This window comes from Nostoc sp. FACHB-152, from assembly GCF_014697475.1.
Classification (GTDB): domain Bacteria; phylum Cyanobacteriota; class Cyanobacteriia; order Cyanobacteriales; family Nostocaceae; genus Nostoc_B.
The window spans coordinates 1-20848 of the sequence record NZ_JACJRV010000001.1 but is presented as its reverse complement, the minus strand read 5'-3'; the positions used below and the strand labels follow the sequence as shown (position 1 = coordinate 20848).

Annotated in this window: 17 protein-coding genes and 1 pseudogene; 7 read left to right on the top strand and 11 right to left on the bottom strand. The window is 41.7% G+C overall.

All coding sequences use genetic code 11. The features are described 5' to 3' along the window. Nucleotides 1-65: 65 nt before the first annotated feature. Together fahA and H6G76_RS00085 are read right to left on the bottom strand one after the other, a co-directional pair. Complete coding sequence (gene fahA, locus H6G76_RS00090) at nucleotides 66-1385, bottom strand: fumarylacetoacetase (RefSeq protein ID WP_190694049.1); 1320 nt, start codon at nucleotides 1383-1385, stop codon at nucleotides 66-68. Then, on the bottom strand, nucleotides 1382-2269 hold the full coding sequence (locus H6G76_RS00085) for a hypothetical protein (RefSeq protein ID WP_190694048.1): 888 nt from the start codon (nucleotides 2267-2269) through the stop codon (nucleotides 1382-1384). The genes fahA and H6G76_RS00085 overlap by 4 nt, the downstream gene beginning before the upstream one ends. Before the next feature lie 322 nt (nucleotides 2270-2591). Between H6G76_RS00085 and hppD the strand changes: the two genes are divergently transcribed. The 3 genes from hppD to H6G76_RS00070 all read left to right on the top strand — a co-directional run bounded on the left by hppD (nucleotide 2592) and on the right by H6G76_RS00070 (nucleotide 5913). Next, nucleotides 2592-3680 (top strand): 4-hydroxyphenylpyruvate dioxygenase, encoded by a 1089-nt coding sequence (hppD, locus tag H6G76_RS00080; protein WP_190694047.1) that lies wholly within the window; start codon nucleotides 2592-2594, stop codon nucleotides 3678-3680. A gap of 37 nt (nucleotides 3681-3717) precedes the next feature. After that, nucleotides 3718-4875: a homogentisate 1,2-dioxygenase gene (locus tag H6G76_RS00075; RefSeq protein WP_190694046.1), complete on the top strand. Its 1158-nt coding sequence runs from the start codon at nucleotides 3718-3720 to the stop codon at nucleotides 4873-4875. Between the two features lie 126 nt (nucleotides 4876-5001). Further along, nucleotides 5002-5913 (top strand): hypothetical protein, encoded by a 912-nt coding sequence (locus H6G76_RS00070; RefSeq protein ID WP_190694045.1) that lies wholly within the window; start codon nucleotides 5002-5004, stop codon nucleotides 5911-5913. A gap of 80 nt (nucleotides 5914-5993) precedes the next feature. On the opposite strand, the gene H6G76_RS00065 is transcribed toward H6G76_RS00070, so the two are convergent. From H6G76_RS00065 to H6G76_RS38190, 3 genes and pseudogenes are all read right to left on the bottom strand, one after another. Beyond that, complete coding sequence (locus H6G76_RS00065; RefSeq protein WP_190694044.1) at nucleotides 5994-7184, bottom strand: thiolase family protein; 1191 nt, start codon at nucleotides 7182-7184, stop codon at nucleotides 5994-5996. A gap of 107 nt (nucleotides 7185-7291) precedes the next feature. Beyond that, nucleotides 7292-9352: an AMP-binding protein gene (locus H6G76_RS00060; protein WP_190694043.1), complete on the bottom strand. Its 2061-nt coding sequence runs from the start codon at nucleotides 9350-9352 to the stop codon at nucleotides 7292-7294. A gap of 825 nt (nucleotides 9353-10177) precedes the next feature. Further along, a pseudogene (locus H6G76_RS38190) lies at nucleotides 10178-10312 on the bottom strand (alpha-L-fucosidase); the annotation flags it as partial. 221 nt (nucleotides 10313-10533) lie between these two features. Between H6G76_RS38190 and H6G76_RS00050 the strand changes: the two are divergent. Further along, complete coding sequence (locus tag H6G76_RS00050) at nucleotides 10534-10932, top strand: hypothetical protein (RefSeq protein WP_190694042.1); 399 nt, start codon at nucleotides 10534-10536, stop codon at nucleotides 10930-10932. 378 nt (nucleotides 10933-11310) lie between these two features. Further along, nucleotides 11311-12102 (top strand): sulfite exporter TauE/SafE family protein, encoded by a 792-nt coding sequence (locus H6G76_RS00045; RefSeq protein WP_190694041.1) that lies wholly within the window; start codon nucleotides 11311-11313, stop codon nucleotides 12100-12102. 3 nt (nucleotides 12103-12105) lie between these two features. On the opposite strand, the gene H6G76_RS00040 is transcribed toward H6G76_RS00045, so the two are convergent. Beyond that, complete coding sequence (locus H6G76_RS00040; protein ID WP_190694040.1) at nucleotides 12106-12780, bottom strand: cadmium resistance transporter; 675 nt, start codon at nucleotides 12778-12780, stop codon at nucleotides 12106-12108. A gap of 275 nt (nucleotides 12781-13055) precedes the next feature. Next, nucleotides 13056-13991 carry a LysR family transcriptional regulator gene (locus H6G76_RS00035; RefSeq protein WP_190694039.1) on the bottom strand — a complete coding sequence of 312 codons (936 nt, stop codon included), beginning with the start codon at nucleotides 13989-13991 and terminating at the stop codon, nucleotides 13056-13058. 339 nt (nucleotides 13992-14330) lie between these two features. Between H6G76_RS00035 and H6G76_RS00030 the strand changes: the two genes are divergently transcribed. Further along, on the top strand, nucleotides 14331-14756 hold the full coding sequence (locus tag H6G76_RS00030; protein WP_190694038.1) for a YidH family protein: 426 nt from the start codon (nucleotides 14331-14333) through the stop codon (nucleotides 14754-14756). 284 nt (nucleotides 14757-15040) lie between these two features. On the opposite strand, the gene H6G76_RS00025 is transcribed toward H6G76_RS00030, so the two are convergent. From H6G76_RS00025 to hemF, 4 genes are all read right to left on the bottom strand, one after another. Next, complete coding sequence (locus H6G76_RS00025; RefSeq protein WP_190694037.1) at nucleotides 15041-15880, bottom strand: fatty acid desaturase; 840 nt, start codon at nucleotides 15878-15880, stop codon at nucleotides 15041-15043. 78 nt (nucleotides 15881-15958) lie between these two features. Continuing rightward, nucleotides 15959-17356 (bottom strand): oxygen-independent coproporphyrinogen III oxidase, encoded by a 1398-nt coding sequence (gene hemN / locus H6G76_RS00020; protein ID WP_190694036.1) that lies wholly within the window; start codon nucleotides 17354-17356, stop codon nucleotides 15959-15961. Nucleotides 17357-17414: 58 nt separating this feature from the next. After that, entirely contained in the window at nucleotides 17415-18176 is a 762-nt protein-coding gene (locus tag H6G76_RS00015) for a heme oxygenase (biliverdin-producing) (RefSeq protein ID WP_190694035.1), read from the bottom strand. A gap of 69 nt (nucleotides 18177-18245) precedes the next feature. Continuing rightward, entirely contained in the window at nucleotides 18246-19292 is a 1047-nt protein-coding gene (hemF, locus tag H6G76_RS00010; protein ID WP_190694034.1) for an oxygen-dependent coproporphyrinogen oxidase, read from the bottom strand. Between the two features lie 252 nt (nucleotides 19293-19544). Here hemF and acsF point away from each other — a divergent pair, with 252 nt between their 5' ends. Further along, nucleotides 19545-20600: a magnesium-protoporphyrin IX monomethyl ester (oxidative) cyclase gene (acsF, locus tag H6G76_RS00005; RefSeq protein WP_190694033.1), complete on the top strand. Its 1056-nt coding sequence runs from the start codon at nucleotides 19545-19547 to the stop codon at nucleotides 20598-20600. The last annotated feature ends 248 nt before the right edge of the window (nucleotides 20601-20848 follow it).

Genomic DNA, 20848 nt, shown 5'->3' with positions numbered 1-20848 from the left:
TTACCTAAAGAGGCTTTTACAGAAGTTCAACTAAACTGGCTGAAAATTGCATTTCTTCCCTCCGCTCATTCGGCAGCAAGAACTATGCCTTGACACTCTCCAAATCCGACTCTGGCATAGTTTTCTTTCTCACAGTATCCACGAATAATCACTTCGTCTGCATCAGCCAGGAAAGTTCGGCTCTCACCTGTTGCTAGTTTAATCGGCTGAGAACCACGCCGAGTAATTTCCAGCAGAGATCCTTGAGAACCTGATTCAGCACCGGAAACTGTTCCACTAGCTAGTAAATCTCCAGGGCGGAGATTGCAACCATTACTAGTGTGGTGAGCAATCATCTGCGCTATTGTCCAATACATTTCTTTAAAAGAAGCATGGCTCATAGAAAATGGCTCTATCCCTTGCTCGCGCATCTGTGCCGAATTAAGTAGCACTTCCAGCGTCAGGTCTATTCCACCCATTTTGGTATTAATTGAGTCAGACAAATAAGGTAGGGGCAACGGATCTTCCTGGGAACGTTCAAAAGCAGGACAACGGAAAGGTGCCAGAGCTTCCAAAGTTACTACCCAAGGAGAAATCGTCGTGGCAAAGCTCTTGCCGAGGAAGGGGCCCAAGGGCTGGTATTCCCAAGCTTGGATATCCCGTGCTGACCAGTCATTGACTAAGCAAAGTCCAAATACGTGTGACTCTGCGGTACCAATAGATATGGGGTGTCCTAGTTGATTGCCAGCACCAATTAGAAAGCCGACCTCCACTTCATAGTCTAGAGACAAAGAAGCACCGAAATGAGGGACAGTATCTTCAGGAGCTTTTCGCTGACCTTGCGGGCGCTTGATAGGTGTACCACTGGGTACAATGGAGGAGGCTCGTCCGTGGTAGGCAATAGGAATGTATTTGTAGTTAGGGAGTAAGGGATTGTCAGGACGGAATAGCTTTCCAACGTTGGTAGCGTGAAAAATAGAAGCGTAAAAATCAGTATAATCGCCAATATCCGCAGGTAATAAAAGTTCGGCTTCCACCATTGGTATCAGCAGCTTTGCCTCTGATGAAGGCTTTTGTTCATTCCAGCGCAGCAATTCGCTCAGACGAGTACGCAACGCTGATGAAGCCCAACTTCCTAAAGCCATCAAGGGATTTAAGTTAGAAGCCGTGCAAGCTGCTTGCAATTGCTCAGGGAGTTCTTGAAGCAGCCTTGAATGGTAACATGATGTCAAATCTAGAATTTGGTCGCCGATCGCTACCCCAATTCGTGAGCTTCGGATACCATTACGATGGCGAAACACGCCAAAAGGTAAGTTCTGAATGGGAAAATCAGTATCTTTTTGATTGGCAGATTCTACCCAACTACGCAAACTTGGGTCGTGGGTTTGATCGATTACATGGCTCATAATAGTTTCAGATTCTGGAGTAATTCTATCGGTTCTTGAAATGAGCAAGAGCCAAAACAACGAAAGAAACTTTGTCGAGCCTTTTGTAGCTCCCAGATATTCAGTCGGCAATCTTTCCAAACGATGCTATCTGCTGAAACTTGGAAATTTTCGATAGTAGATTCCTGAAGAATTACTAAGGCTTCTTGTACAGTTACCTTCTGCCAATAAACCAGTGCCGCTAAGACTGCTACATTCAGAAAGCCATACATCATCGCATTAGAGCTATCTGGCTCGTATGTTAAGGGATAGTTTCCGGGTAGGGGATGATGCAGTCCAGCCGTTGCTTTAAAAGCAACTTGAGCTTCAGCACAAGCAAAGATAAACCGATAAAGTTGAGAAATAGTAGGAAAAGCCTCTGCACTCAAGCCACCAGCGCGAATTTTAGCCGATATACCAAGGCGTTGCAGTACAGTTAAATATGCTTTTAAGTCTTCATTATAAGGAATTTCAAAAAACGCCTCAATGTCAGCAGGAAGATAAAGAAATATTTGATCAATTTCTCTTAGGGAAAGCGGCGGAAATTCTAGGGAGGCGATCGCTATTTTAGGATTATCATTTAGAGCTTGAATTTTGGCGATCGCCGACTCCACTTCTTGAGAGATAATCACACTGAGCCGCCAGTGTGTAGTTTTACTCGCTTCTATAGGTAACTTTAAAAGCAGTTGTTCAAACTCATTTATCCGTGACACTGGGAGTACAAAGTTACCTAACATCCAGTGGTGGCAAGTATTTTGATAGCGAACATAATTGGCGATCGCCTCTTCCATAGTGAGTTTTGCTGGAGGGAACAGTCCAGCATAGTCAACAATTGATGAGAAAAGTGTTTTTATCGATGCCAGCATTGGAGATAATCTCCTGACTAAAATCATGCTAACTCAGAATTAACCGATGTTAATCTAGAAATTTAATTGCTCTGGTTAATTTTTAGTTACATACTTATAAATTTTCCTGTTGACATATCTATACTTAAAACAGGTGAAAAATTAATTTACGTAAAAGCGCATTAGACAAGTACTGCAAAGCAAAAATCGCAGGCTAGGCGCAAAAATACGAATATGTCTGCAATATTTTTGTATTGCATAATTAGACTGTCTTAATATTACTCTTTTACTTTTAGTTCTTCCCTCCTACTAATAACTGTAGTTTCCGAAAGGAGGAATTACCGTGAATGATTTTTTTCCGATTCAACGATTCGACCACCTTGAATTCTATGTAGGTAATGCCAGGCAAGCAGCACTGTTTTACTCTCAAGCTTTCGGATTTATCAATACAGCTTACCGGGGTTTAGAAACAGGCGATCGCAAAACGGCTTCCTATGTTATGGAGCAAGGAGAAATTCGCTTTGTATTGAGTAGTGGCTTGAATCCAAACCATCCCATCTGCAAAAGTGTACTTCAGCACGGCGATAGCATAGCTGTGATTGCGCTGGAAGTTCCCAATGCCGCCAGTGCCTACCAGGAGTCAACCGCGCGGGGTGCAGTGGGAGCAATTCCCCCCACTGAAGAAAAAGACGAAGATGGAATAATTCGCTACGCTGCTATTCACATCTATGGCGATATTTTGCTCAAGTTTATCGAGCGCAGTAATTATACTGGAGTTTTTGCACCCAGTTTCCAGCCTCGTGATTCAGCTAAGGGGAAAGGAGTAGGTCTAACCAAGATTGACCATGTAGTTGGTAATGTCGAATTGGGTGGTATGGAGCGATGGGCTAAGTTCTTCGCTGATACTATGGGTTTTGAGTTATTAGTACACTTTGACGATCAAACTATTTCCACAGAATACTCTGCTTTGATGTCCAAAGTAATGCAAGACAGCACAGGCAAAATCAAATTGCCGATCAATGAGCCAGCCCAAGGCAAACGGAAGTCTCAAATTGAAGAATATTTAGAATATAATCAGGGTCTTGGAATTCAACACGTCGCCCTTGCAACCAGCAACATTATTGAGACAGTTTCCCAACTTAGAGCATCAGGGGTTGAGTTTCTCAACGTTCCTCCAAACTACTACGAGAACATAGAAGAACGGGTAGGGAAAATTGAAGAGCCTTTGGATAAACTAGCAGAACTAGGAATCCTTATAGATCGCGATCGCGATGGTTATTTGTTACAAATTTTCACTCAGCCTGTAGAAGATCGACCAACACTGTTCTTTGAGGTAATTGAACGACATGGCTGTCAAGGCTTTGGCGAGGGAAATTTCAAAGCTTTGTTTGAAGCAATTGAGCGCGAGCAAGCGCGGCGAGGAAATCTTTAGATGAGCTACGGTAAACCCAAACAAGCAGGGTAAAACCATGACCTATTACTACAAATTAGGAAATATTCCTCATAAACGCCACACTCAATTTCACCAAACTGATGGTTCTTTATATCACGAAGAATTGATGGGAACTCGTGGTTTTTCGGGTATTCAATCCCTGCTTTACCATCTGCATCCACCCACTCAAATCCAGAAAATTTTGTTAGAGAGTAAAACAGATATATCTTATGAAGAAGCAGTTCCCCTAAGCCACCGTCATCTGCGTACAGCAACTCTAGCTGCTCAAGGCGATGCCATTGCATCTCGGATTCCTTTATTAGCCAATGCAGATGTTTGTATTTCTGTAGCTTTGCCTACAGTACCTATGCAATATTGGTACCGTTTTGCACATGGCGATGAAGTGATTTTCATTCATGAAGGTAGCGGTGTTCTAGAAAGTCAGTATGGAATAATCCACTATAGGCCGGGGGATTATCTGGTGATTCCGACTGGGGTTATTTGGCGCATTTTGCCAGATGAAGAAGTAGAGCAGCGAATGCTTGTAATCGAAGCATACGGGCATATCGAGCCACCCAAACGCTATCTCAATCAGTACGGTCAATTCCTCGAACACGCACCTTATTGCGAACGAGATATTCGTCCGCCATCAGCACTGATTACTCACGATGAAAAAGGAGAGTTTGAGGTATTACTCAAAGCTCGCGGTGGGTTTAGTCGTTACTTATACAACCATCATCCTCTGGATGTAGTTGGCTGGGATGGGCATCTTTGGCCATTTGCGTTCAATATTGAGGACTTTGAGCCAATTACAGGCAAAATACACCAGCCACCACCTGTGCATCAAACCTTTGATGGCCCTGGATTTGTCTTGTGTTCCTTTGTACCGCGAATGTTTGACTATCATCCCCAGGCAATTCCAGCCCCATACAATCACTCTAATGTCGATTCTGATGAGTTTATCTACTACGTTGAGGGGAAATTTATGTCTCGCAAAGGAATTGAGCGCGGTTCGATTACCTTACATCCGAGTGGTATTCCTCATGGCCCACACCCAGGGATGTACGAAGGATCAATTGGCAAAGAACGAACTAACGAACTTGCTGTGATGATTGATACTTTTCGACCATTGAGACTGACAACGAATGCTATTGCTTTGGAAGACAAAAATTATATTTACAGTTGGCTTGGGTGAGGCTGGGGGGCAATAGGCAATAGGCAACAGGTTTGTTTGGATATTCAATACGGGTTGCTATATAAGTAATTCTCTATTTTTGTTTTTTGTTCTTTATTTTTTATTTTCAAACTAGGAGTAATATATATGATCGCTCAAGCAATTCCAAAAAAGCCAACTCATCTCACCATTTCTTCGCGGATTCATGAGCGTTTGCGCCAAGGCACGTTAACCCAACAGCAGATAGATGACTTTCAAGAGTTTCTCAAAGATGTTGAGCGCAAATTATTGCACCATCGCATTATCAGAAACAATGCCTATACTAAGTGGTTTCAAAAAGGCACAGCTACAGATGTAGAACTGCGGCATTTTATTCAGCAATTCTCAGTTTTCTCCAACCAGTTCCTCGTTGCAGCTTTGTTAAAAGTTATCAATTCTCCTACTCTCCAGCAGTCGCGGGCTAGTCGGGAGATATTGCTCAACGAACTGGGAGTTATTTATCGCCACACCGAACAAATCTCTAACGCCATTGTACTCACTGAGGAAACAAAGGACAAAGAAGGAGATCCCGAATTAGTCAGCACTGAATGCACAGTAGATGGTGGTATTTGCCGTTTCCAAGCAGCTCATTTTGAATGGCTGCTGGGGGTGGCTAAAGGTCTGGGGCTAGATTTTGCAGATATCGGTAAGCGCAAGCACGGCAGCCCTAAAACCTTGCACTTTTGTGATGAACTGATTCGCCTCTACGGTAGTGACGATCGCCAGATTGCCGAGGGTGCTAGCTTTGCTGTCGAACACTGGGCGGCGGCTGGTTTCTGGCAGGAATTGGAAGATGGTTTCATACGTATTAAACAAATGCGTCATCCACAGTTACGTTTGGCATTCTTCACCTGGCATAACCGTGTGGAGGCGCAGCACGCTGCACACACCCTTGAGGAATTAGAGGAGGTTTACTTCAATCCCAACTTTGATCGCGCCAAATTCTTTGAAGGAGGATGGCAGATTCTAGAAGCGATCGCCGTTTTTTGGGATGGTTTATATAGCGATTTACTGCAATGAGGACAATAAGAGGGGGCAAAGGGAAAGGGTTTTTTCTTCTCCCTTTCCCCCTTACCCTTTTCCCGACTTCTGCAAGAAGTCTAAAGCCGCTTGATTGCAATTGCAGTACCTCCACCAGTGCCGTGGCATAGGGCAGCTATGCCCACGGTTTTATTCTGTTCTTTTAAGGCATTGAGTAATGTAACAACAAGCCGTGTTCCAGAGGCTCCAATTGGATGTCCTAGAGAGATCGCACCGCCGTTAACGTTTAACTTGTCCTTGGGAACGCTCAATAACTGACTAAAAAGCAAGTTGCTCAAGGCAAAAGCTTCATTATTCTCGAACAAGTCAATATCAGCTACCGTCATGCCGAGCTTTTCTAACAACTGTTTAACTGCCCAAACTGGTGCCTCTAGGAACCGCCAAGTCTCACCACTGGCCCAAGTTGCACCTAACACTTCTGCGATCGGCTGCAATTGATAACTTTCTACTGCTGACTGACTGGCTAAAATTACAGCAGCAGCACCATCTGATATCTGACTACTGTTTCCTGCTGTCAGTACACCATTTGGCTGAAAAACAGAATGTAGTTGAGCAAGGCCTGAGCAGGTAGTATCAGAACGAATTCCTTCATCTGTATCTACTAATTGCTTGCCTTGCTTGGTTTTAACTAGAATGGGGACAATCTCTTTGCCAAAGCTACCTCGTTGCATTGCCGCAGCAGCTTTTTGATGAGAATAAAATGCTACCTCATCCAATTCCTGACGGCAGAATCCGTAGATTACGGCAATGCGTTCTGCCTGTTCTCCCATCGTTTGCCCTGTGGTAGCATCAGTCAACCCATCACAGAGTAGTACGTCTGTTAATGACTCTGGCGCACCCAATAAGAATTTATAACCCCACCTCGCTCTGTGGGATAGTAAAAAGCCCGCCTGAGACATTGATTCCATACCTCCAGCGAGAACTATATCTGCGTCCCCAACTCGGATAGTATTAGTTGCATTGATTAAGCTCATCATGCCTGAAGAGCAGACCATATCTACAGCATACCCATTCACTGTTTCTGGAATTCCTGCCTTAATTGCTGCTTGGCGGGGTAACAATTGTCCATGTCCGGCGCGAAGGACATTACCCATAATATATAAGTCTAAAGCTGCTGCCGGAATTCCTGCTTGGGCGATCGCTGCTTGCATGACACAGACCCCCAAATCTACGGGGGACAATCCCGCTAGTACACCACCAAATTTACCCAGGGGCGTGCGGACTGCTGATACAATATAGACTTTACGCATATAATATTATGTCCGACTAATTACTTGTGATTCGATACATCTGTGCAGAAAATGCAAAACCCTCTCCCCTGCTCCTCTGCCCCCCTGCGGTCTTAATGATAAGTCTTTTACCGGACAGGATATAATTTGGTAGGTTGAGGTAAAGAACCTTGATATTGGTCGCGCAACACACGGCGCATAACTTTGTTAGAAGCAGTGCGAGGTAAGCGATCGACGATGACAATATCGTGAATCTTGAACAGTGGATTGAGACGCTGGTTGATTGCTTTTTGCAAGGATGCGGCGATCGCGGCTTTATCCTCCTGGACATCCGGTTTGACCACCACATAGAGAACTAATTGACTTGGCCCTCCTGATAAACAGGAAACAGCAATAGCGGCAGTTTCACAAATTCCTGGCTCGGCATTTAGAACTTGTTCAATTTCAGTAGAGCTAACTTTGATACCGCTTAGATTCATGGTATCGTCAACGCGACCGTGAGCGCGGTAGTAGCTATAGGGCAACCGTTGTATCTGGTCGCCGTGACGACGCAGAGGTACTAGATTCTGGATTTGGGGGACATTCGCAAAATATATCTGGTGGTGGTCTGCGTTTAACAACTCAGTGGAGAGTCCAATTGATGGGGGGATAATAAATGCCTCGCCTTTGTTAGTAGGATGACCATCTGAGTCGAGAATAATTATGTCTAGCCCCAAAGCAGGTGTAGTAAAAGTTGAGGGAGTCGATGGTTGTACTAAAGTGCCAGTTATATAAGCTCCTCCGATTTCTGTCCCGCCGCAATATTCGATAACTGGTTTGTATCCAGCTAGGGACATGAGGTAGAACATATCTTCAGGATTAGAACACTCACCTGTCGAGCTAAAAGCTTTAATAGCACTCCAGTCTAGACCTTGCATACAACCAGTTGTTTTCCAACTATTAACTAGACTCGGTACTACACCAAGTATATTTACGCCTGCGTCCTGTATAAACTGACCATATTCTCGCTCTGTAGGTTTTCCATAATAAAGAGCGATCGCCGCCTGATTAATTAAACTAGCGTAAATCAGCCACGGCCCCATCATCCATCCTAAATTTGTATGCCATGCCACTACATCACCTGGGTGGATATCCTGGTGCAGATGCCCATCAGCAGCACATTTGATTGGGGTAGTTTGCGTCCAGGGAATGACTTTAGGTTCTCCAGTGGTGCCAGAGGAGAATAGGATATTAGTGTAAGCACCAGCAGATGTAGGGAAAGCATCAAATTGCTCGTTAGAACTGAGAAACTCCTTCCAAGTTAAATCACCAGAACGCAGTTCAACAGATGAACCTAAAACAATCGCAACAGGCGCATCGGCGTTAACCACTTTGTGATAAAGGGGCAACTGCTTACCGCCACGCAAAATATAGTTTTGGGTAAAGATTGCTTTAACGTTAGACAGGTACAATCGCTTGGCAATTTCGGCGGTGCTAAAACTGTCAGCAATAGAAACTACAATGCAACCAGCTTTGACAATCCCTAAGTAAATTGCTACAGATTCGGCTGTCATCGGCATCATAATTGCGATCGCATCGCCTCTTTGAAAGCCAGCATTCACCAGCCCATTAGCAACTCGGTTGGTCAAGGCGTGAAGTTCGCCATAGCTGAGAGTAGAAATTGAACCTCCTTCTGGCTGGAAGATAATGGCAGGGATATCTGGAGATGTTTGAAAACAACTTTCAACAATATTAAATTGAGTGCCTACCAACCACTGCGGCGACTCAACACCGTTTGCCAAGTCAACAATTTTGGTATATTTCTCTTGAAAGCGAATACCCAAACGTTGAATAATTATGTCCCAAAATTCAGCGCGATGTTGTGCTGACCAAGCGTGAAGTTCTGTATAAGTATCTAGTTTTAGCTCCTTCATCAACGCAGCGATATTAGTCGCCTGTATCTGTCCCTGAGAAGGAAACCAAACAGGAGGATAACCTTGGCTTTTGTCCCAGTCGGAGAAGGTGGTTTTGTAAAGGAGTTCGTGTAGTGCAAAGGGATGACTAGGCTTAAGGATATATTGAGTTAGATACTGCCAGCAGTCAGCAGGTAGACAAGTAAGGCACTGATTGACCTGCGGCAGTATTGTAGTAGCAATATTAGTTTCTACACCACAAGCAAGGACTTGTTCAAGTGATAGTTGCTTTGTCATAGCCATCCACCTCTGTTGAAAATGCTATTGTTGGCTAACAGTTTCCAAACCCCAATATGCAATATTCGTAAATTCAAAAAATTTGGCACAGAACAGCGCCACCTACTTTGCATTAGCTACATATAACTCAAGTTAGCCAAAGCGTTTTATAACGTAAAATCAGTTATCAATAATTCCTTGTTATCTAGAGGAATTATTGATAACTAAAAATAAAGTTTGTGAAGCACATTCACTTTTTATTGATATAATGAGAAGAATTGACTAAGTTTAGTGCTTTCAATTTTAGTTGTAAAATAAAAATTTTTATTAAGATTAAAAAAGAAAGTTGAAATTTAATATTTTAATTGTTTCTAACTCCAAACTATTTTAGTATTAATAATTAAAATATCTATAAAAGATGCCAAATAACTTATATCCTGAGAGAGAATTTGCTCAAAAATAAAACTATCAAAGGTAATAATTTATAAATGTTAAAAAATATTTTGAAAATATATTTTTGACATTTTCATCAGTTGAAACTCTGGATTATAGGCAGATGTTGCTACGGTGGATAAAAGCATTCTTTCGCAACACTAATGAATATCTTTTGTGAAGATTATTGAAAAAACGCTTCAAACGCTGTGTTTGTGGCAAGAGTTTGATTGGTTGAGTTTCACATAATTGACGAGCGAGTGACTGTTAAATAAATATTTAGCAAAGGAGCGGATCTATCACCGCAATCCGATGCCTAATTGACGCAGATCGACAAGCTACTTTCCGTCTACACATTTGCTAATGCCGAAAGGCGATCGCAAAACTGATAAGTATGGTATTCAATTGGAAAGTTTAGCTAAAGATTGCTTTACCATTCACGTCTAACCATTTACCCAAGCCAAGTTGTACTTTGGATATTGAACCATCAGCCTTTGTCCCAATGTTCAGCAATAAATTCCCATTTTTACTAACAATATCTACAAATAAGTCAACTAGTGGTTCATCGCATTAGTTATGAGAGCTTATAGCTCCCCGACTTCTTTAAGAAGTCGGGGAACTGAACACCTACAACCGGGCAAAATTAATGGGACAGACCAGTAGGGTACTCAGCACAAAAATTACAAAACTGTAATTCAGCAGCAGGGACAACTGTAATTTTCAGCGAATTTAATCAGAAACATAAACAATCTAACTTCTAGAGGATGACGATGAATATTAATAAAGCAGTAGTCGTAACCGCAATTTCTGTTCTAGCTGGCACATTTGGTATTATTTCGCTGAATCAAGTCAATGCTGCTAATCCAAGCTATCGGGTTGCTCAAGCTTCACAACAGCCCAACCAACAACCAGACGGACAAAGGCGACCACCTCGCCCTGATTTTGCCGCCGCAGCAGCAAAGCTAGGTGTGACTGAACAAAAGTTAAAAGATGCATTAGGAGTACCTGCTAATCCTCCCAGTCAAGCTGACCGAAATCAGCGACCACCTCGCCCGGATTTTAAAGCCGCAGCAGCAAAGCTGGGTGTGACTGAACAACAGTTAAAAGATGCGCTTGGTGTTCCACCTCATCCTCCTGGCGATCGCCCAGAACCTCCCACAAACAGATAGTTTACTTAAACAAATGTGAAAAGGCTGCTCTTATCGATGTAAGAGCAGCCTTTTTTGTAGTTTTTTATAATACTGCTACTTTACTTATTATTGAAGTATAAACCTATCTATAATAACTGTTTATCAATAATAAAAATTTTGGTCACGTATAAATAGATACTAGCATTTTAGATTGTTGTACAAAAACATGGACTTTTAAGTTATTTTAATATTAAAATACGGTAAGTCGGTCGAGCTATAGTGTTTTATACTGATTTTCTTAGTAGTCATTCAAATCTTACAGTTCTATGAAATCTTTTACACAACAGCGTTACAACCAATCTTTTAGTTTCAGCTAAAGAACGCCACATTCAAAAATCCCCAGTTAAGGACAGGAGTATGGATTTTTTACTATTACCTCTCTTCAGCTTTCTAGTTGGTATTGTTGTCGGTTTGACAGGAATTGGTGGTGCTTCTCTCATTACCCCAATGTTAATTTTTGTTTTTCAAGTACCACCTGCGATCGCAGTAAGCTCTGATGTTGTGGCAGCAACTTTAATGAAAGTTGTTGGTAGCGTCAAACACTGGCAGCAACAAACCCTCGATATAGAAATAGTGAAATGGCTGGCGTTGGGGAGTGTTCCTGGTTCTTTGCTAGGGGTAGGAATATTACATCTAATTAAACTCAAGGCTGAACATAGCTTAAATAGCATCATGTTGCAGTTGCTGGGTGTAACGATTTTGTTAGTCACTATTTCAGCTTTGGTGCAAATGCTCCTGCTAACCTTCTTTCCTCAATTAAAACTACCTGAACCACCCAAATTTGACTTAACTACTACACTAGGACGTTTGCAGACGCTAATTGTCGGAGCATTGTTAGGCTGTGTTGTGGGTCTGACAAGTGTTGCTTCTGGTTCTATGTTCGCCTTGGCGTTGATTGCATTTTTCCGTTTAGATGCTCGGAAGTTAGTTGGCACAGATATTACCCAAGCTGCGATTCTGTTAGTATTCACTGCGCTCGGACATCTCACCTTGGGAACAGTTGATTGGAGTTTAGTATTACCAATATGGCTTGGCTCAGTGCCAGGAGTATTATTAGGAGCTAAAATCTGTCAAATCGCGCCCCAAAAACCACTGCGGTTCATGGTTTACTGTATTTTGATGATGGTGAGTTTAAAGTTAGTTCATTAAGCTCTAATTAGGAAACATTGCGATATTTGGTAATAGCCGATAGGTTTCACTTTTGATCAAGATTGAGCATCCTAAATAGATGAGTACAAAGGGAAAGACTTTACGTGCATGACGGGTTAAAACAGGAGCCATGAGTGGGTTACGAGTCAAGTTATAAGACAGAAAACACCACACTCCAACTGTTAAATAGCAAATACTCACAATTACACCCAAACTAGGAAGATTACTACTAGCAAATAACGGTACATAAATTCCAATGTTGTTTCCGCCATTAGCGATAGTTACCGCAGAGACACGATAGGTTTGAGGGTCACGTAGAGTTGCTAATAAAGATTTTTTATGTCGCCGTGATTTTTGATGAGAGTCAAAGTCAATTGATACATCTTGTACTGCTTCTTCCTGACTTTCTCTGGTGAGAAGATGATTAATACCAATCGCAACTGGTAGAAAACCGAGCAATCCAATCCAGGTGTGAGGAATAATCAGACCACCCAAAAAACCAGGAAGGCTAGCAAGTACTAATAGGGTAAATCCGATAAGTTCACCTAAAATAATATTCTGGGGACGAAAGTTGCGATTGACTTTACCAAAGAAAGCTGTCAAGTACAAGTTATCGTCAAACGTAGTGGCGAAAGCAGTAGAAATCCCAATAATGATAGTACCAATTAACCAACTCATAGTGTGTTGCTCGCAAGGATGTAGTTATGTTCCCCTGAGTAACTCTCTACTTGTCACAGAGAGGTTGCATCAGGAGATTGCTTGATTTTTGTAATATCAACAGACAGAGGATTTAAAGAAACTAATCATAAACAGATGGTTATTTATTATTAGTTTCTTGCACAAATACTTGGCTTTGTCTGAGAGTAATAGTATTTCTTTTGACCTGATAAAAGCAAATATTCTTTTTTTTTAAAATGATAAATAAAAGTAATTGAATAACTCAAATGCCTAAATTAAGCAACTTGTACATTGTCTTGCATTAGCAGCTTTTCAAAAGCAACCATGACTTGTGTATGGAAACGTTGACGATGTTTTAGTTTCCAAATCGGCTGGACAATTTCTAATTTTTTCTTAGATGGTTTTTGTGGGTTGATAATTTGGACAGCGTGTAAGGTTCCTAGTTGTAGTTCTTTTTTCACCATTAATTCTGGTAGCGCAGCTGCACCCACACCACTTTCGACCACGGCTTTTACCATTTCGCTAGTGTTGAGATTAAGCACAACATCTAAATTTTTGGGTTCAACTCCCCAACTTTGTAAAACTTGCTCAAATATCTGCTGCGCGCCAGAACCAGACTCACGCATCACCCAACTAATATTGAATAATTCCTCTAGATAAATCTCATGACGTTGATACCAAGGATGAGATTTACCTACAACAATTTTCAAGCGATCGCTTCCTACTTCATCTTTTTCTAAAGATTGCTGCAATGATGGTTTAATATCTCCTGTAACTAAACCCAAATCATACATACCTACAGCAGTCCCTTCACAAATCTCTTCAGCATTCCCCAACTTGCAATTAATAAAAATGCCGGGATATAACTGCTTAAACTGGCTAATTTTCTCTGGTAGCCAATAGTTACCAACTGTGAGACTGGCTCCTATTTTCAATTCTCCCCGTTGCAGATTATTTAATTCCTTCAAGCCCCGTTCTGTTAACTGTACATGGTCAATAATTTTTTGTGCTTCACCCTGTAATAACTTACCAGCATCAGTGATTTCAATATGACGACCTATGCGATGAAATAACCTGACACCATATTCTGTCTCTAAACTTTGGATAGCCGCACTGACAGCTGGCTGAGTAATATACAGTGCTTCTGCTGCACGGGTAAAGTGCAACATTTCCGCCACGGCTAAAAAAATTCGCAACTGTTCCAGCGTCATTTAATCTATGTACAGGTTTGAATGGTAGTGTTTTTGAACACCTGGAGAGTATTATACGGTAATTCAATGGGAAAGTAGCAGTTAATTGTAATTGCTATTGATTGCGTGAGCAGTTTCTCATAATATAAGGTTCTACCTTACCTATAAACCTTAGCCTCTAGCCTTGGAATTTAACAATATCTATCTTAGGTAAAGGATAGACGTTAGATTATATTATAAAATTAAATACACGGACAAATTAAATGCGTAATTGTCAGGTAATTTTAATAAATTAATTTTATTGAAACATCTAAATTGCACAATATAAATTTAGCATCCATATATAAATACACAGCTCTCATGAATGTAGAATCTGAAAAATTACCAGTCAAAAATATAGAAAAAAAAAAGTACAGATCAGATCGAATTCGGGATCACTTAGCTAACGAACGTACTTATTTAGCGTGGATGCGGAGTGGTATTGCGCTTATGGGTTTCGGTGTTTTGATTGTACGGTTACGCATTATCCGTCCGCCATTAGCACCGCAACCGCCTGGTAGTGGTTGGAAGTTAGGTTTAGGATTTGCTTTAGTAGGAGTATTAACAGTCTTACTTTCAACACAGCATTATTTTGCTGTTCGCCGAGACATTGACGAAGATACTTATCAACCTCCAGACCGTTGGATACTTTTGGCGAGTATAGCTGTGCTGCTTCTAGGAGGAGGTGTACTTTACTATGTGTTTACCATTCCTCTAGAGTATTTGAATTCTTACATTTTGGAATAAATAATTTACCAAAAAAAGGGTGTGGGGTGTAGGGTGTAGGGGATGGAGAGAAAATTTTAGTTCTGGGTCTAAAGCCCAGTTAAAACAAAGATTTGTTTCGAGGCACGAAGTGCGATGAAATGAGCGCGTCCTTGTTTTCAGTCCCAAGTTTAAAAACGTGGGTCACTACACCCTACACCCTGCCCCCTACCCCCTTTTGAACTAAAATCATTGTTTTAGCGTATAACTTCTACGCTAAAACAATCAAATCCTCTTGTAATAGTTCGCATCCTGCAATTAGTTGCCTAAGCAGGTGGTAAATTTACATCCTTTGCTAAACCAATTGTTTTCAACAAATTAATTGCCCACCAGGTGATATCAATTTCCCACCAACGCCAACCACATTTGGCTATATGAGGATAAGCATGATGATTGTTGTGCCATCCTTCGCCATAGGTAAGAATAGCTGCCCACCAAAGATTACGAGAATTATCATTGCATTCAAAGCTACGATATCCCCACATATGAGTCACTGAGTTGATAAACCAAGTTGTATGCCAGAGAATTACAGATCTGACAAACACACCATAAATAATAAATGACCAACCACCTAGGGCATAAAGTAACAACGCAACTGGAAGTTGTAACAGCAGAAAGTAGCGATTAAGCCAACGGTAAAAAGGGTCTCGCGCTAAGTCAGGTGCAAATCGCTGGTAGCAATCATAATTAAAAAACTCTGAACGAGGATAGAACATCCATAGTATGTGACTCCACCAAAAACCTTTGCGGGCAGAGTAGGGATCTTTATATTCATCTTCGGTGAAAGCATGGTGCAAACGATGTCCAGCAACCCAAAAGATGGGGCCTCCTTGTATGGATAATGCACCTAAAATGGCGATCGCATATTCTAACCAGCGAGGTACTTTAAAGCTGCGATGACTCAGTAGCCGATGATAACCTAAACAAACTCCAATGCTGCCGAATAACCAGTGCAGGAATATAGTTATGCCTAATGCCGACCAAGAAAAAAACCAAGGAGCTAACAATGCCAGTGCATGAATAGTAGCAAAAAATGCTACAGTCAGCCAATTCAGACGCAGAGACTTGGGGTTCTCTGGCAGAGTTTGAAATGAATTGAATGTCACTAAATACTTCCTCAACAACCACCGCAGTTATAGGGTTGGAAATTAGGTCTTTAGCTTGTCCTAATTTCCTTTCATATTTCATATAGCTTTAGAAAAGCCAGTAAAACTACGATCGCCAAGATAATTATCAAATACAGAGGCGATATTGCGGATAAGTAATCGTCCCGCAGGTGTAACCTCGATGCGATCGCCTGCAATTTTAATTAAACCATCAGCTTCTAGTTGATGTAGTTGCCACTGTTCTGGTGAAAAATACTGGGTAAAATCATAATCAAAGTTTAGATGATATTTTTCTTCAATATCATCTGGCGAGAGTTGAAATTGACACATCAACTCCATAATTATTGTCCGGCGAATAATGTCATCTCGATGCAGTTTGACACCCTTTTCAATTGGTAATTCACCACTATCAATCGCCTGATAGAATTTTTTTAAGCTTTTATGATTTTGTACATATACATCATCCAACATACTAATAGAAGTCATGCCAAACCCAAACAATTCAGATTCAGGTTTAGTTGTATATCCTTGAAAGTTGCGATGCAGTTGTCCATGACGTTGGGCGATCGCTAGTTCATCGTTTGGTTTAGCAAAATGATCCATCCCAATAAATACATAGCCATTACTGCTTAATTCTTCTATGGACATTTGCAGAATATTGAGTTTTTCAGAAGCTAATGGTAGTGCTTCTTGGGGAATGCGACGCTGAATCGGTTTTAACCACGGCACATAAGCAAAGTTAAAAACAGCAATGCGATCAGGATCAAGTTGAATTGTTTTGTGAACGGTACTTTTGAATGTTTCTAGAGTTTGATACGGTAGCCCATAGATGAGGTCAACGTTGACACTGGCAAATCCAGCCTCGCGTATCCATTCCATCGCCTGAAACAGCATTGCTTCTGGCTGAATGCGGTTGACTGCTTGTTGTACTTGGGGGTTGAAATCTTGAATGCCAAAACTAATCCGGTTGAAGCCTAAATCTTTTAAGAAAAACAGGTATTCTTGATCAAGCGATCGCGGATTCACTTCAATCGAGATTTCTGCATCATCATCAAACTGGAAATAATCGTTCAGAGTATTCCAGAGAGTTTCAACTTGGCCTAGAGATAAATAGTTAGGAGTCCCACCGCCCCAGTGCAACTGTCCAACAGTGCGATCGCGATTAATTAACGCCCCGACTTGCTCAATATTGCGAATCAGATAATTTAAGTAAGGTTCTGCAACTACTTTGCGTGGTGTAATCACCGTATTGCAACCACAAAAATAACAAGCACTTTCACAAAAGGGAATATGGCAATACAGTGATAGCGGCGTTTTTTTATAATTGCCGATCGCGATCGCAGCTTTGAAGTCTATTTCTGCAAAATCTTCTTTTAACTCTGTAGCTGGTGGATAGCTGGTGTAACGTGGTAACGGGCGATCGTATTTTCTCAATAAATCGGCATCAAATTTAACAGTTTGTGGCAAAACCTTCATAAGCTAGTATTTTTTTACGTTCCACATTGAGGCAGGTAAAGAGAATGCAATTTGGAAGCTAAATGCTGTAATCTATTGCCATCATTTCAACTTCAGTACGTTTAGAACTACGCTCTGTGCTACCAAGCTTGTCTTGGCGAGTAATCATGTCAAAGACATGATCACCAATTACTGCCTTCACATCTGCTTCCAACTCATGAACAAGATCTCGATTTAGAGCAAAGGCGTAGTTTGCCTCGGCTACAATATTCTGAATCATTTCTTCATCCACAGGCAAAGAATTCAAAGCCTGACGATACTTTTCTTTAAATGCTCGTTTGGCTTCAGGCGTGGGAATTTGTTCAAATTCATACATTGCAGTGCCTTGATCAGCTGGTAAATTCATTGCTGAACGGGCAATATTTCTCAATGCTTGCCCACCTGATAAATCTCCCATATAGCGAGTATAGGCATGAGCAATTAGCAACTCTGGTTGTATATGTCCAACTTCATGAATGCGATTAATATATACTTGAGTTGCTGGAGAGCGAACAATCTCATTTCGCCAGTTTTCACCATAATAGAAAGCTAAATCCTTCTCTAAATTGCTCCGGCGATGCAGTTCAGGAAAGTAGATGCTTCCCACAAAAGGATGATACAGATACCACTGGAGTTCTTCTTCTAAGGCACTATAAACAAAGTAAAGATCCGCCAGTAATTTCCGGAAAAAGCTTTGTTCAACTACACCTTTGAGGAAGCATTTCATAAACGCGGTGTTTTCCGCCAGTGTATGGGAGTGTTTGGTACCTTCTCTCAAACGAAGATCTAAATGGCTACTCATGGTAAATACCTCATGATTAAAAAAGTGTTGATTGTTGACTGTCTGAGTAAGAATTCTTCCTTATCTCCCTTATCTCGCCCAATCTTGAGGTTGGAGAAAGATTTCGGTTAACTCTGCTTCGGGTGAACCTGGTTCTGGTTCGTAGCAGTATTCCCAGCGTGCTAGAGGTGGTAAAGACATCAGAATTGATTCTGCCCGGCCATTGGTTTGCAAACCAAACACTGTGCCTCGGTCGTACACTAGGTTAAATTCAACGTAACGACCCCGACGGTAAAGTTGAAACTGGCGTTGGCGATCGCTATACTCTATTTCTTGCCGTCGTTCTACAATCGGTAAATAAGAAGGTAAAAAAGCTTGACCGCAATACTGTACAAACGCAAAGATATCTTCCCAATCACGAGATACAGTTCCTACTTTTTCACTATAAATGGCTGCGGCAGTATCTGTTTGCGAACCAACATAGAGTTTACCGCTAGCATCTTGATAGTCAAAGAAGATGCCGCCAATACCCCGTTGCTCTTGGCGATGTCGTAAGTAAAAGTATTCATCACACCAGCGTTTGAACGTCGGATAATACTCTGGATGATAAGTATCACAAGCATTTTTGAGAGTTTGATGAAAGTGTATCGCATCCTCTGCAAAAGGATAGTAGGGAGTTAAATCAGCACCGCCACCAAACCACCAAATCGGGCCTGCTTCAAAGTAGCGGTAGTTGAGGTGTACTGTTGGTACGTAAGGATTGCGAGGATGCAAGACCATTGAGGTTCCAGTAGCAAAAAACTCATGTCCAGCCGCTTCTGGACGTTGAGCCAAAATAGCAGCAGGTAAACTATTTCCCCAAACTGCGGAAAAGTTAACACCACCCTGTTCAAAAACTCGTCCTTCTCGAATTACGCGGGTACGTCCTTCGCCGCCTTCTGCTCGTTCCCAGTGATCTTGATGAAATTTTGCTTCGCCGTCCAGTTGTTCTAATCCTGTGCAAATCTCATCCTGGATGTTCTGCATAAATTGTTGCACTCGTTGCCGTGAATCCTTGGCTATTGTGTTGTTAGGTGATGCCAGCAATATTGTGTGATTTGCAGATTCTTGCAGAGAATTATCCCCATGACGACCCATGTTAAAACCTCTAAAGCTTTGGTAAGGGTGATTACTACTTTTAATAACTCTATAGTTATTAAGCTATTATAGTTTAGGTCAGTTTCAAAACTTAATAAATTATCTAAACTCAAGTCCTCAAAGCCTTTGATTGATGAGCTTGTATGGAGAATCTCAAAATTTGCTGAAGGAATGTAAACAGGGCTAGCTAAAGAACTCTACTTATCATAACTTGATAGTTATGAAATTATCTAATTGATTACCGTATTACTGATGGTTAATACTCTACCCAAACCACAAACAAAAACCCCCAGCCAAGAAACTATACTTACACCCCGGTTTTATACTACGGATTTTGAAAAAGCCGCCAACCTGGATTTATCTGCCCAAGACTCAGAGCTACAAGCGATGTTGGCAGAAATGCGAGCCGACTACAACCGCCACCATTTTGTGCGAGATGAAGCATTTGAACAGTCTTGGGAACATATTGACGGCGAAGCTAGACAATCGTTTATTGATTATTTGGAACGCTCTTGCATTTCTGAGTTTTCCGGCTTCTTACTCTTCAAAGAACTATCCCGCAAGCTGAAAAACCGCAGTCCACTACTAGCAGAGATGTTTCAACTGATGGCGCGTGATGAAGCCCGCCACGCCGGATTTCTCAACAAAGCAATGGGAGATTTTAAACTCTCCTTGGATTTAGCCACAGTGACTAAAACCCGCACCTATACGTTTTTCCCGATAGAGTGGGTACTTTACACCGTTTACTTATCAGAAAAAATCGGCTATTGGCGTTACATCATTATTTACAGACATTTAGAAAAGCACCCGGAAAACCAGTTTTACCCAATCTTCCGCTACTTTGAGAGTTGGTGTCAGGACGAAAACCGCCACGGGGATATATTCAAAGCACTTTTACGTTCTCAGCCCCAACTATGGAAAACTTGGAAATCTAGGCTGTGGAGTCGCTTTTTCTTGCTGTCGGTATTTGCAACCCACACGATGACAGTTCATGAACGGGCTGGTTTTTACAAATCATTAGGGCTAGATGCGACAGAATTTGACCGCCAAGTTGTTTACCACACTAATGAAACGGCGGGACGGGCGTTTCCTGTGATGTTGAATACCGAACATCCCCAATTTTTCCCTCGTCTGCAACGCTGTGCAGATTACAACTTGCAAATTTCAGAGATTGAGCGCAGTAGGAGTCCAAAATTTGTGAAGCTGATTCGCAAACTACCTTTAATTGCAGCCATTGTTTGGAATCTACTGTTGATTTACCTGATTAAACCGATTGATACAGAAGCTTTGCGGGGAACTGTGCTTTAGATTTTATCTCATGTTCGGCTGATTAATTATTATTGAGTATATCGGTGCAGAAACCACAGAACTCTCTCCTCTGCGGCCTTAATAATAAGTCTTTCACCGAACACGATATTAACGTGAGTTCGATGAACCTCTCCCCAACCCCTCTGTCTTGAAAAGTTTTGCGCCGGGAAACCCGGACGCGCAACGCCAGTTGCTTTATGCCGGGGAACCCGTCCAACGCACTGGCTCAACTTTTCGCTCCGACCCGG